Annotated in this window: 12 protein-coding genes; 5 read left to right on the top strand and 7 right to left on the bottom strand. The window is 51.7% G+C overall.

Annotation, left to right across the window (positions count from 1 at the left end):
- Positions 1-8 precede the first annotated feature (8 nt).
- The 3 genes from ACTJJS_RS04800 to ACTJJS_RS04790 all read left to right on the top strand — a co-directional run bounded on the left by ACTJJS_RS04800 (position 9) and on the right by ACTJJS_RS04790 (position 4759).
- Positions 9-1058: an efflux RND transporter periplasmic adaptor subunit gene (locus ACTJJS_RS04800; RefSeq protein ID WP_440662651.1), complete on the top strand. Its 1050-nt coding sequence runs from the start codon at positions 9-11 to the stop codon at positions 1056-1058.
- 10 nt (positions 1059-1068) lie between these two features.
- Positions 1069-4194, top strand: a complete 3126-nt coding sequence (locus ACTJJS_RS04795; protein ID WP_440662650.1) for an efflux RND transporter permease subunit — start codon at positions 1069-1071, stop codon at positions 4192-4194.
- Positions 4195-4255: 61 nt separating this feature from the next.
- Positions 4256-4759 (top strand): outer membrane beta-barrel protein, encoded by a 504-nt coding sequence (locus ACTJJS_RS04790; RefSeq protein WP_247654806.1) that lies wholly within the window; start codon positions 4256-4258, stop codon positions 4757-4759.
- A 98-nt stretch (positions 4760-4857) separates the two neighbouring features.
- On the opposite strand, the gene ACTJJS_RS04785 is transcribed toward ACTJJS_RS04790, so the two are convergent.
- Complete coding sequence (locus ACTJJS_RS04785) at positions 4858-5532, bottom strand: hypothetical protein (RefSeq protein ID WP_440662649.1); 675 nt, start codon at positions 5530-5532, stop codon at positions 4858-4860.
- 8 nt (positions 5533-5540) lie between these two features.
- Positions 5541-6410 carry an aldose 1-epimerase family protein gene (locus ACTJJS_RS04780; protein WP_440662647.1) on the bottom strand — a complete coding sequence of 290 codons (870 nt, stop codon included), beginning with the start codon at positions 6408-6410 and terminating at the stop codon, positions 5541-5543.
- Between the two features lie 105 nt (positions 6411-6515).
- Between ACTJJS_RS04780 and ACTJJS_RS04775 the strand changes: the two genes are divergently transcribed.
- Positions 6516-7232 (top strand): 3-ketoacyl-ACP reductase, encoded by a 717-nt coding sequence (locus ACTJJS_RS04775; protein WP_168869008.1) that lies wholly within the window; start codon positions 6516-6518, stop codon positions 7230-7232.
- Positions 7233-7406: 174 nt separating this feature from the next.
- Here the strand turns inward: ACTJJS_RS04775 and ACTJJS_RS04770 are convergent, their stop codons facing one another.
- From ACTJJS_RS04770 to ACTJJS_RS04760, 3 genes are all read right to left on the bottom strand, one after another.
- Positions 7407-8393 (bottom strand): hypothetical protein, encoded by a 987-nt coding sequence (locus tag ACTJJS_RS04770; protein WP_440662646.1) that lies wholly within the window; start codon positions 8391-8393, stop codon positions 7407-7409.
- Between the two features lie 3 nt (positions 8394-8396).
- Positions 8397-8753 carry a hypothetical protein gene (locus tag ACTJJS_RS04765; RefSeq protein ID WP_188101331.1) on the bottom strand — a complete coding sequence of 119 codons (357 nt, stop codon included), beginning with the start codon at positions 8751-8753 and terminating at the stop codon, positions 8397-8399.
- A 107-nt stretch (positions 8754-8860) separates the two neighbouring features.
- Positions 8861-9679 carry a lysophospholipase gene (locus tag ACTJJS_RS04760; protein WP_440662645.1) on the bottom strand — a complete coding sequence of 273 codons (819 nt, stop codon included), beginning with the start codon at positions 9677-9679 and terminating at the stop codon, positions 8861-8863.
- Between the two features lie 102 nt (positions 9680-9781).
- On the opposite strand from ACTJJS_RS04760, the gene ACTJJS_RS04755 reads away from it, so the two are divergent.
- Entirely contained in the window at positions 9782-10198 is a 417-nt protein-coding gene (locus tag ACTJJS_RS04755; protein WP_440662644.1) for a hypothetical protein, read from the top strand.
- A 104-nt stretch (positions 10199-10302) separates the two neighbouring features.
- On the opposite strand, the gene ACTJJS_RS04750 is transcribed toward ACTJJS_RS04755, so the two are convergent.
- Complete coding sequence (locus ACTJJS_RS04750; RefSeq protein WP_440662643.1) at positions 10303-11640, bottom strand: TldD/PmbA family protein; 1338 nt, start codon at positions 11638-11640, stop codon at positions 10303-10305.
- Between the two features lie 3 nt (positions 11641-11643).
- Complete coding sequence (locus tag ACTJJS_RS04745; protein ID WP_440662642.1) at positions 11644-13278, bottom strand: TldD/PmbA family protein; 1635 nt, start codon at positions 13276-13278, stop codon at positions 11644-11646.
- Between the last annotated feature and the right edge of the window lie 120 nt (positions 13279-13398).

Here is a 13398-nt window from a genome sequence, read left to right as displayed (position 1 = left end):
ATACTTTCATGAAAAATACTTTTCTCCTGCTTCCGCTCTCCCTGCTGTTTTTTGCCTGCGGCGACAAAAAGACCGCGGCCAGTAATACTGACAGCACCGATGTGATACCGGTGAAAGTGATACCACTGGAAAAACGCGGCAGCGCTGTATCCATCCATGCCTCCGGGCAGTTCACCACCGACGATGAAGTGAACCTCTCTTTCAAAACCAATGGCATCATCCATACTATCCTTGTGAAAGAAGGTGATGCCGTTCGCAGCGGACAGTTGCTGGCTACGCTGAACATGACCGAGATAGATGCACAGGTGCAACAGGCGCAGCTGGGATTTGAGAAAGCGCAACGTGACTATCAGCGTACGCTAAACCTGCACAATGACAGCGTGGCCACGCTGGAACAGCTGCAGAACAGCAAGACCGCGCTGGACATGGCCCGGCAGCAACTCAGCTCCACGCAGTTCAACAAAAGCTATTCCGCCATCCGCGCCACCCAGGATGGCTATGTGCTCCGCAAACTCGCCAACCCCGGCCAGTTTGTTTCCGCCGGCACGGCTGTCCTACAAATCAACGGCGCCCGCAGCGCTCACTGGCTGCTTCGTATAGGTGTCACAGACAGAGAGTGGGCACAAGTCAGCACCGGTGACAAAGCCACCGTTGAAACCCCTTCCCTGCCAGGAGAAACATTTACCGGCAGCGTAACACGCAAATCAGAAGGCATTGACGCCGCCAGCGGCACCTTCGTGATAGACGTACAACTCAGCGGCAGCAAGCCCGCCGCCATTGCCACCGGTATGTTCGGCAGGTGCCACATCACCACGGGCGGCACCGGCGGCGGCACTGCCTGGAGCATCCCCTATGCAGCCCTGCTCGATGGCAACGGTAACAGCGGCTATGTGTTTGTGACCAACGACAACAAAACCGCCCACCGCATCCCCGTCACCATCGCCGGCATGGAAAAAGACCAGGTGCTCATCAGCCAGGGCATGGAACAGGCCCGGTCCCTGATCATCTCCGGCAGCGCCTATCTGAAAGACGAATCCCGTATCCGTATCATCCAATAACACTACTGCCATGAAAATATCCGGTTACGCCGTCAAGAACTACCAGTTCACCCTCGTCATCTTCCTGATGATCATTGTGCTCGGCATCACAACCATCCTCAATATGCCCCGCTCCGAAGACCCGGAAATGCAGGCGCCACAGTTTACCGTAGTGGTCATCTATCCCGGCACCAGTCCCAAAGACATGGAAGACCTGGTAGTAGACCCGCTCGAAAAAGATATCTACGGCCTCGCTGATATCAAACGGCTCCGTACCGCTATCAGCGACGGCGTGGCCGTACTGCGCGTGGAATACAAATACGAATCCAACGTAGACCAGAAATACCAGGAGCTGGTCAGAGAGGTGAACAACAAAAAAGCCACGCTCCCGGCCGACATCTACAGCATTGAGGTAAAAAAACTGGAGCCCTCTGATGTAAATGTGCTCCAGGTAGCACTGATATCAGAAAATGCCTCCAGAGATAAGTTGCGGTATTATGCCGAAAAATTACAGGAAGACCTGGAAAAAGTTTCCAGCCTGAAAAATGTGAAGATACACGGCCTCCCCGACCAGCAGGTACGCGTGGAACTGGAACTCGACAAGATGGCACAGCTGCACATCCCCGTCAGCACCGTCATGGGCGCCATCCAGGGCGAAATGGCCAATATCCCCGGCGGCAGCATCGATGCGGGCGATAAAAGCTTCAACATCAAAACCAGCGGCAACTACAAAAACATCGATGAGATCAACAACACGATTGTTACCGCCGCCAATGGCAAAAACATCTTCCTGAAAGATATCGCAAAAGTGTATTATGGTTTTGAAGATGAGAAGTATTTTGCACGGCTCAACGGGCACCGCAGCGTGAGCGTGTCTGCCGCACAGAAAGCCGGAGAGAACATCAGCAAAACGCAGCTGCAATACAAACCGGTGATCGAGCAGTTTAAAAAGACATTACCTGCCAACATAGACATGGTGCAGTACTTTGACCAGGCAGACGCGGTAAACCACCGGTTGAGCGGCCTCGGCAAAGATTTCCTGATCGCGATCGCGCTGGTGGCGTTTACCCTGTTGCCGTTAGGTCAGCGGCCCGCCCTCATCGTAATGATCTCTATTCCGTTGTCCCTTTCCATTGGCATTGTACTACTGCGCCTCTTCGGCTACAACCTGAACCAGCTCAGCATCGTAGGCCTGGTAGTGGCCCTTGGCCTGCTGGTAGATGACAGTATTGTGGTGATTGAAAATATAGAACGCTGGATGCTGGAAGGGCACTCCCGCATGGAAGCCACCCTGAAAGCCACTTCTCAGATAGGCATGGCCGTTATTGGTTGCACCGCTACGCTGATCATCGCCTTTATGCCGCTGGTGTTTTTACCGGAAGGCAGCGGCGGCTTTATCCGCAGCATGCCGCTGGCCGTGATTTTCAGCGTACTGGCATCCATGGTCGTATCACTGACGATCATTCCATTCCTCGCCAGCCGTTTGTTGAAAACGCATAGCGGCCACCCGGAAGGCAACATCTTTATGCGCCTGCTGAAAAAGTTGATCCATGGCAGTTATGCCAGGCTGCTGGACAAAGCCCTGCACCGCCCGGTACTGACCATTCTCGTGTCTTTGGTATTGTTCGGCGGCTCTATGGTGCTCATGAAAGCGGTAGGCTTTGGCCTGTTCCCCGCTTCAGAGAAACCACAGTTCCTGATCAACGTACTGACGCCGCCCCAGTCCAATCTTGCCTATACCAACAGCATCGTAGAGAAACTGGAGAAAGAGCTGAAGCAGGAAAAGAGCATCCGCTATGTGGCCAGCAATATCGGGAAAGGCAATCCCCGTATCTATTACAACGAAGTACAGGAAAATGAGCACAGCGACTACGCTCAGCTGTTCATCCAGCTGGACCCGAACACCAGCCCGGATGACAAACTGGCCCTCATCGAAAAACTCCGGAAAAAATGGACACCTTATCCCGGCGCCAAAGTGGAAGTGAAAAATTTTGAGCAGGGCCCACCCATTACCGCCCCCGTGGAAGTAAGGCTGTTTGGCGATAACCTGGACACCCTGCGTACACTGGCCGCACGGGTGGAAAGGATGCTGGAGAAAACGCCCGGCACCATCTATATCAACAATCCTGTCAGCACCCTGAAATCAGACATCCGGGTAAACATTGACCGCGAAAAAGCGCAACAGCTGGGCATCCCCACTGTAAATATAGACCGGGCCGTACGTTTAGCCATCGCCGGTATTAACCTCGGCAGGTATAATGACGAAAACGATACCGATTACGATATCCTTGTCACCAAACAAAAAAGCGGCAAGCCTACGCTGGACGTGTTCCGGGACCTGTATGTCAACAATGCGGCCGGTACCGCCATTCCGCTGTCGCAGGTGGCCAGCGTGAAACTGGAGACTTCCCCTTTAAGCATCAATCATCAGGAGAAAAACAGGCTGGTGGCCGTGGGGGCCTTTGTAAAAAAAGGGTTCCTGCCAGACCGTGTGATCAATGACGTTATCCGGCAGATGGACCAGCTGCAGCTGCCGAAAGGTTATTCCTATGAAATGGGCGGTGAAGTGGAGAGCAGGAACAATTCTTTCGGTGGTTTTATGAGTATCATCATTGTGACCATCTTCCTGTTCATTGCTGTGCTGGTATTGGAGTTCAAGACTTTCAAGAGTACACTGATCGTGTTGTCTGTGATTCCGCTGGGCATTGTAGGCGCTGCCGTGGCCTTGTGGCTGACCGGCAATTCACTCTCCTTTATTGCCATTGTAGGATTGATTGCCCTGGCGGGCATTGAAGTGAAGAATACCATTCTGCTGGTGGATTTCACCAACCAGCTGCGGGCACAGGGCAAATCACTGGAAGAGGCAATACGGGAAGCCGGCGAAATCAGGTTTCTGCCAATCGTATTAACATCGCTGACCGCTATCGGGGGACTGATACCTATCGCCATCTCTACCAACCCGATGATTGCGCCGCTGGCCATAGTATTGATAGGAGGCCTGATCAGTTCCACCCTGTTGTCCAGGATTGTTACGCCGGTGGTATACAAGCTGATACCCCCGAAAATAGTTGCTGAGCCCCCGGTATCACCGGAGTATAACGGCAACGGACATGGGCATCAGCTGTCTATTCCGAAGGAAGCAGTGCTGAATTCGTAATTCTTCCTTATTTTTGGGGTTATTACGATACTACCACCATTTCCTCTGAAAATTTGTTCTTATGAAAAGAAACATCCTGGCGTTCATCGCAGTCATGTTAACGGTATGCCTCTGTGCACAACAATCGCAGGCACAGTTAAAGCGATTCAGTATTGGTCCTTATGTAGAAGCTGGTTTTCCTACCGGTGATTTCAGCAACTCCCACAAGCCGGGTTTTGGCGTAGGGCTGGGTGCTGACGTAAAACTGGTGGCGGGTCTGACTGCCGTAGGTTCTGTCGGTTTTATGTATTTCAAAGGCAAAAGCGACAACAACATCAGTTATGCTTCTGCTAAAGTAATACCGGTGAGACTGGGCCTGCGCTACAACCTGGTATCCATCCTGTATGTGAAAGCAGAAGGTGGTACCGTGAACTTCACCGGCGATTACAACAATGGCATGGGTGCATTATTTGCTCCGGGCATCGGCATCCGTTTACTGGGCCTGGATGTGGAAGGTAAATATGAAGCCTGGTTTAAGGATGGCACCCATGGATTCTGGGGCCTGAAAGCAGGATATAATTTTTGATTTGCTGATTTTTTGATTTACGGATTTTGGGGTTAGTGTCTGTTGACGTAAACGTTTCATCAGGTCATCAATCCCAAAATCCGCAACTCAAAAAATTCCTAAATGAATTTCGGTGTAAACCCGCCCTGGGTGCAGCCTGGCACCGGGATGATATTATCGCCGCTCTGATCTACGTTTGGCAGTTTCATAATATTGGGATACCACGATTTCCGCAAAGCGGGGTCCAATGCTGCCAGTTCCACCAACACATGATAACCGCCCCTTGTTTCCACCACTGTCAGGCAGGAAGGATTGACATATTCCTTTATTTTTTCCAGGATGGCCGGATCTTTCGCATCCACATCGATATCGATATAATACTTGTTGCTGCAGGATTGCTGAATAGCGCTCATCACCTCCTGGTGAGGATTTTTTGCGCTGGCGTTGGCCTGAATATTTTCCGCGAAGGTGACCAGTGAAGCAAAGGTAGCTTTCCACAGGTCGCGGGGATTGATGCTGATGTACAATGCCAGGGCTTCCTGCGGGATAGGCATTCCCCGCTGTGTATAGGCGCCTACAGCGCATTCGAGCTGACGGATTTTCTCCAGCATGTTTTCTTTTTTGCTGGTAAACCGTTTCAGTTGTTGTTTATCTGATTTAAAGCCGTGGCCTTCTTCCAGGTATTTGGTGCGGGCCAGCAGGGACACGTAGTACTGTTCCTGTTCGTTACATTCAGGAAGCCAGTCGATGAAGGCTTTCAGGGCTTCTTCATCCAGGATGATCTTATAGTTCATGGTATAGTTTAGAAAAAGGTCGCCGTCCAGGTACGTTCAAATGAAGCTCCGGGCGCCAATCTGTTGATGCCTTCTTTTTCCGCCAGTTCACCGGTGGCCGCCACGTTGTCTGCAATACCGCACCACGGTTCAATGCATACAAAATCCGCGTTCTTCGCTGCCCAGATGCCCATAAAAGGGAAACCGCCGAATGTTACGGTGAGGCCATGCGGTGTTTTACCGCTGTTGATGCTGATGGCGTCTGATGCGAGTGATTTAAAGACGAGGGCATCTTCCAGGAACAGTGATTTTTTCAGCGGCAGCTGTTGGGTATTGTCCAGCAAGGGCACCGGTTGCAGCTCTATTTGTCCGCCGGGTGACAGTGGATAGCGGCCGGCAGTTTCCGTCTTATTGAAGGTGAGGAAATAGTCTTCATAGTCTGTGCCATCCACCAGAGGCACTTTAAATGCAGGGTGGCCGCCTACGGAGAACAAAAGCTCCTTACCGTCCGTATTGTGAACATGGTAAGTCACTTTCAGCGTATCACCGACCAGGGAATAGCGGACGCGGAAGTCGAACCGGAACGGATATACGGCCCGGGTGGCCTCGTTGTCAGTCAACCGGAAAGTTACCTCCTCTGTAGATTGCGTCAGCACTTCAAATTCGCTTTCCCGGGCAAACCCGTGCCTTCCCAGCGTATAGCTGTTACCGTTATACGTGTAGGTATTGTTTTTTAATCCGCCTACGATAGGGAACAGCACCGGGCTTTTTTTGCCCCATACAGCGGGATCTCCGCTCCAGAGGTATTCCAGTCCGTTGTCTTTGCGGATAATATGTTGCAGCTCAGCGCCGGTGGTGGCCAGCGAGACTGTCAGCTGATCGTTGGAAAGAGTTATCATACGTGTAAAGCCTTAGAAAAACGAAGATAAACAAAAATTAACGCGTTCCCCTGCCTGCCGTTCGCTTCATGGGTGTTATCTTTGTGGTCTTAAAAGCAGTTTCATATGGAATCATTACAAGGAAAAAAAGTGCTGATCACCGGTGGTGGCAAGGGCATAGGACGTGCGGTAGCGGTAGCGCTGGCACAGGAAGGGGCAGACATTGCTTTAATAGGACGCAGCGAAGGCCCGTTACAGGAAGTCGTTGCAACGCTCACCGGTATGGGCGTGAAGGCAGCCTACGCTATTGCTGACGTGGGGGTGATGGCAGAAGTGGACAAAGCAGTGGCCAGTCTCACGCAACAACTGGGCAACATCGATATTCTGATCAACAACGCCGGCATTGCTGCTTTCGGCGGTTTCATGGAGCTTACGCCTGCACAATGGGAAGATATTATCCGGGTGAACCTGCTGGGCGTATATTATGTGACCCGTGCGGTATTGCCTGATATGATTGCCCGCAAGACAGGCGATATCATCAACATATCTTCTACCGCCGGCCAACGCGGCGCCCCACTCACCAGCGCCTACAGCGCCTCCAAGTTCGGGCTGCTTGGCCTTACCGAGTCATTGATGCTGGAAGTGAGAAAACACAATATCCGCGTGAGCGCGCTCACACCGAGCACCATCGCCACTGACATGGCCAAAGAACTCAACCTGACAGACGGCAATCCGGAGAAGGTGTTACAGCCGGAAGACCTCGCAGAACTGATTGTAGCGCAACTGAAGATGAACAGAAGAGTGGTGCTGAAGACGGCGTCTATGTGGTCTACGAACCCATAATTTCCGGTTCCCAGGGCTGAAGCCCTGGGCTGCGTTGTGCTTAATTCTTTGGCGATAACCTGTTGTGATGCGGTGGTACAACAATGCCTGGTTTTAAACAGCGATTTATGTCATGACAATAAACAGATAGCCCCCGGTGAAGATTTCACCGGGGGCTTATTTATAATGGGTTAGTTAGTGGCCGTTATTAAGGCGTACGATTTCTTTAGACAGCGCAAATTTGATGCCCAGTATTGCGAGGATGTTATCCATTCGGTCGAAATTTTTGCCGAATGCTGCTACTGCGTAGAAGCTGTCGCTGATCATGAAGTTGGTCACAAAGGCGAGGCGGTCGTAGTGCTGGCCGTTTTTCAGATCGTGGCGGTTCACATATTCAGCGGAGAGGTCGAAGCGGCCTTTCTGATAGTTGGCGGAGAGGCCGTAGTCCAGCAGTTGGCTGTTGTACGGGAAGCTGCCGGAATAGACGTCCTGATTGTTCCAGATATAGCGGCCGAGGGCAATGAAGTCGAGCGGGAATTTGCCCGGCGCCCAGCGGATGTTGGTCCATATGCCGGAGCGGCTGGAGGCCAGGTCTTTGAAGCGGTTCCCCGGCGCGCTGCCGGCCAGCGCACCTGCCAGTTCCACGATCACGAGGCCTTTATTACGCTGCACATCAAACATATCGCGTAACTCCCTGTTCTTTTGCGCCAGCGCCACGGTATCCAATTGCGACGGATCTTCTACTGCCAGCAGCGCTTCTATTTCCTTTTTCTTTTGTAACATGGCTTCGCGGTTACGGCGGTAATAAAACCGGAACACCTGTGTGCGAAAGCCTGCAGATATACTGGTAGTGGTATCTGTTCTGAAAGTGGCTGCCGATATGTTGAATGTTTGCAGTACCGGGAAATTGTTGTTCAGGTACTTTTCAAAAGTGAGGTTCGGTTTGTTTGTGAGCCAATAGGGCGTTACATCTACCGCCCCGCCCTGCCACAGGTTGATAAGGCTGATCCCAAAGGCTTTAGGGTTGGTGGGCTTGTCGATGGCCGCCGGCGCTTTGTCGGCCAGTATAAGCCCTGGCGATGAAGGCATGGTCATATCGGATATCTTCAGGGAATCCTGGAACTGGGCATAGCCGGGGCGGGCGATTGCGAGGAGCAACACCCACCAGAATAACTTTTTCATGGTTTACTTAAAATTAAAGTCCAGCAAAAAAGACATAATATCTCCGTCTGTTTTTACTTCATCCTGGTAAAGGATAACAGAAGGTGTACAGGTGCTGAAGGCGTAGGTAACGACAATTCCGTTGGTGAGGCTGTTGGTGTCCAGCACATTGGTGGTCACCTTCAGTGTTTTGCCTTTCAGGTCTGCCGCTGCGCCCAGGCGGAGGTTACGGATCTCACCCTTTGCCAGGGCGTCCGTGTCTTTGTCAAAACGTACCACGCTGGCGCCGATCTGGGCATTGCCGATGGTGATGTTGAGGATAACGTCCGATCCCGGGTTAACGGTAAGGTCGGCACTCTCCTTTCGTTTTCTGATGGCCATAGGATATTTCAATTACGAATTACGAATGACGAATTACGAATTGGGGTTCTTTTTACAGAACGGTTATTTATAGTGAAGATAGATGATTACTACGCAGGGTATCTGCACTAGCGCAAAGCGCTTAACCATCCTGCCACAAAAAGCAGTACTTCCTGCCGGTTGATTTCATTATGCAGTTCATGGTAATCGCCGGGCCATTCGCGGTAGGTGAGCAGGCTGGCCGGTGCCCTTTCCGCGAAAAGGCGTGAGCCGTCTACCGCGGTGAATTCATCTTCTCCCCCATGAATCAACAGGGAACGTATTTGCAGGGTCTGGGCGTGTTCCAGGCACCAAAGGCCGTTGTGTATCATATCACTGGCCAGGCGCACGCTCATCTTGTCATGCCGGAGAGGGTTCTGCCGGAATTTCTCCACTTCATCCGTGTCATGCGATATTTTGGTGATGTCCAGTCCCTGGTTCAACCGGAGATTGGGCACGATCCTGTTCAGTACACGCAACAGGCCGCGGAGGAAGCTGCCCGGACGTTTGGCGACGATCAGCGCCGGCGCGGAGATAACGGCCCCCAGTATATCTGGCGTTCTGTGCAACAGGAAACCGGTGAGCAGGCCACCGCCCATACTATGCCCGTACATGACCACCGGCTTTTGGTACAACTCCTTCGCATAAGCCAGAAAAGCCGCTTCATAGTCGAACATGTATTCAAAACCTGGCGTAGCGCCCCGTTTCCCGTCGCTCTTACCATGGCCGTAATGATCAATGCCCAGCACCGCATATCCTTCCCCGTTAAAAAAACGGGCCACATGATCGTACCGCCCCACGTCTTCACCGATACCGTGCACGAGGACCATCACCCGGCTGAAGTGCTCAGGTATCCAGCTGATGCCGTGAAAGCGGGTATTCCGGAATGACCAGTAAAATTCGTTCATGCCAGCGAATATAAACATTTATTCTCATGCAAAATTTCGTGCCCGTTGTGCAGCTGTTTTTATATTTTTGCGGTCTTATCAACTTAAAATCTGACACACAGCATGCGCGAAGACACCAAAGATACGCCGGTATACAGTATCCCCCTGAGTTACCGGAGAATGGAAAACCTGCATATTGTATTCTGGTTATTGAAAGATATCAGCTGGTGTATGATCTGGAAACCATTGGGTGTGGCCATGATCTTTCCCACGCTGATCATTTCCCTGGTGATCGCCTGGCGTACGCGGCAGTTCATGTCGGAGCTATGCCATAATGTGGCTATTTCCCTTTGGATAACGGCCAACTCCTACTGGATGATCAGCGAGTTCTTCCACTTTGATATGCTGACCGTATGGGGAGCGGTCACATACAAACATCTGGCACTGGTGCCATTTGTATCGGGGCTGTTGATATTGGCATATTATTACATCTGGTATCAACCCAGGCATAAGGAAACTGAAGAGTTAATTACGAATTAAGAATTACGAATTACGAATTAAGGGCTTCCTTATAGATCGGTTCATTAAAAACCTTTCTATGAAGAAGCCCTTAATTCGTAATTCGTAATTCTTAATTCGTAATTCTAGATAGCATCTGATAAAGAGGTAAAGGTGAAGTCACGCAGTTTCATGGGCGGAAGGATAGCACTTGAATTGCTTTCGCCGCTGACAGCTCTTTCCGGTATGCCCAGCGCTTCCACATTGTTAAGCATGATCACCGGACTTTCGTTGAAGCGGAAGTTTTTCACCGGATGTTTGATCACGCCGTTTTCGATATAGAAAGTCCCGTCACGCGTAAGGCCGGTAAAAAGCAGTGTTTGCGGGTCTACCGGGCGGATGTACCAGAGGCGGGTCACCAGGATGCCCTTCTCGGTGCTTTTGATCAGCTCCTCGAGCGAAGCGGTGCCGCCTTCCATAATAAACGCGTCCGGGCCGGGAATGGCCTTTACGTTGTCCTTCTGTGCCCAGTAGCGGGAGTAGTACATATTTTTCACCACTCCTTTTTCGATCCAGGTGATTTTTTCCTGAGGGCGGCCATCGTTGTTATAGGGTGATGTAGGCATATCCGGATGCCACGGATCAGAATAGATGGTCACCTGGTCGTCCATGAGTTTGTCGCCCAGTTTTGTTTTGCCACCGGCTTTGCTGAGGAAGCTCCTGCCCTCTTCTGCGCTGCGTGCGTCCAGGTTATTGACGAGCTGCTCGATCAGTACGATGGAAGCGGCAGGTTCCAGGATCACGGTATATTTGCCCGGCTCAATGGCTTTGGCGCCTTTGGAGCCGCTGGCTTTCTGCGCCGCGATGCTGGTCTCTTTTGCCGCGTCCAGTTTCTTTACATTGTTGTATGCTTTGGAGGCGTAACCAGAGCCGGTGCCGTCTTCCGAGCGAACAGTGATACTGAAATTGATCTCGGTGGAACTGTTATACGCAAACAGTCCTTTAGAGTTCATCATAGCAGAGGAGGCCACTGTATTTTCGAGGAATCCTGCTGCCACCAGTTTGTTCTGTTTGGTAATGGTAAGGCTTTGGGCGACCGCGTCCGCACGGTAGGCCGGATCTACCGCGGCGGTGTCTTTGTTGTAGCCGCCGGAGCCTTCTCCATATTGTTGCGGCCCGAGGATCGGCATATATTCCGGGTTTTCCGGCGCAAGGCGGGCCAGTTCCTCTGCTCTTCTGACTACTTTCTCGAGGGAGGCATCATCAAACTCATTGATGGTGGCAGTGCCCAGTTTTTTCCCGAAGGCGGAAGAAACAACCAGCATGCTTTTGCTATTGGCGCCGCTGGTGGACACTTCGTTACGGGCATAGCGCACATTGCCGGAATCGCCACTATAAATAGAGACTTCGCACTCGTCTGCTTTTGAATAGGCAAGCACTTTTTTCAATAATGCCTGTGCTGCTTCTTTAGTGAGTATCGGCATATATTAAATTTTTCTAGCTGTATTAATAACGTTTACGCCATTGAAGCGGGCGGTCGCTGAGCCGTGGGAAACGGCGCTCACCTGTGAAGGCTGGCCCTTTCCATCGAAGAAGGAGCCGCCGAGGCGGTAGTCCCGCTTGTCAGCGATCGCTTTACAGGAGTTCCAGAATTCCTGGGTGTTGCTTTGGTAAGCCACATCTTTGAGCATGCCTACTATCTGACCGTTTTTGATCTCATAGAAAAGCTGGCCGCCAAACTGGAAGTTGTAGCGTTGCTGGTCGATGGAGAAAGAACCGTCGCCAGCGATGAAGATGCCTCTTTCCACGTTCTTTATCAGTTCTGCCGGCGTGAGCGGAGCAGTGCCTGGTTGCAGCGACACGTTGGCCATACGCTGGAACTGCACATCAGACCAGCTTTGCGAATAACAGCAGCCCTGTGATTGGTTAAGGCCGATGATATGCGCCTGGTCACGGATAGCCTGGTAGTTGACCAGCACGCCGTTTTTGATCAGGTCCCATTTCTGGGTGGCCACGCCTTCATCGTCATACCCTACGGCACCGAGGGAGCCGGGTTGTGTTTTATCTGCCACAATGTTGACGAGCGGACTGCCGAACTGGAATTTTTTACTTTCCCATTTATCCAATGTGAGGAAGCTTGTGCCGGCGAAGTTGGCTTCGTAGCCTAATACGCGGTCCAGTTCTGTGGGGTGTCCTACCGATTCGTGGATGGTCAGCCACAGGTGCGAGGGGTCCAGCACCAGGTCATATTTTCCCGGTTCCACGGATTTGGCTTTCAGCTTCTCTCCTACCTGCGTGCCTGCCTGGCGGGCATCTTCCAGCATGTCATAACGGTCACGGTACAACGTTGTTACGCCATGTATTTTATCTGATTCACGGGGAATGAGGTATTCATAGCCCATGCCGCGGGGGGAGCTGAGGGCGTTGCGTGTTTCAAATTTACCGGTGGCCTTATCGATCTTGGTGATCTGGAACGTAGGCCAGATACGGTGTACGTCCTGATCTATATAGGACCCGTCGGAAGAAGCGAAGTATTTCTGTTCATTTACGAGGAACATAAAGGAGCCTACATAGTCAGCGCCGCCTTTCATGGCCGCATCGCTGACAGAGAGGAGCAGGTCTGCCTTTTCCTTTACGGGAACGTCAAATGCATTTTTTTCGATGGGGGTTTTCCAGCTGACTTCGCCGTAACCTTTTTGTGGGGCCAGTTGTACGGGAGTGGTCAGCAGGCGGGCGTTCTCCCTGGCGATGGCCACAGCGGTGGCAGCAGTGCGGGCAATGCTGTCTTTGTCCATCTGGTCAGTAGAGGCAAAGCCCCAGCTGCCATTGGCCAGCACGCGGATACCGATGCCATAGGATTCAGTGTTGACCACGTTTTCCACTTTGTCTTCCCGGGTGATGACAAACTGGTTGAGATAACGGCCTATGCGTACATCGGTATAGGTAGCGCCTTTGCTGCGGGCAGCGTTGAGGGCCACATCAGCGAGCTCTTTTTTCTTAGCCACGTCGATGGTGTACCAGGGAGCTTCCAGCGGAACCGCTTTTCCGATGATCGGGATCTGGGACAGCAGTCCTGCGCCCAATCCGAGGCCTGTGTAATGGAGAAATTCTCTTCTTTTCATTATAGCAGGATTAAAGGAGTGATCTTGATTGTTAGCAATAAGGGATTAGTACTTTGTGTTGAGCTTTGTTACATGGAGCATATTTGGCGTTAAGAGTTTGGGTGACGTGTGTTATTGAAA

It is taken from the genome of Chitinophaga sp. 22308 (assembly GCF_052045305.1).
Taxonomy (GTDB): domain Bacteria; phylum Bacteroidota; class Bacteroidia; order Chitinophagales; family Chitinophagaceae; genus Chitinophaga; species Chitinophaga varians_A.
Note: the sequence above shows the minus strand (reverse complement) of the source record. Positions and strands in the feature narration are given on the sequence as shown.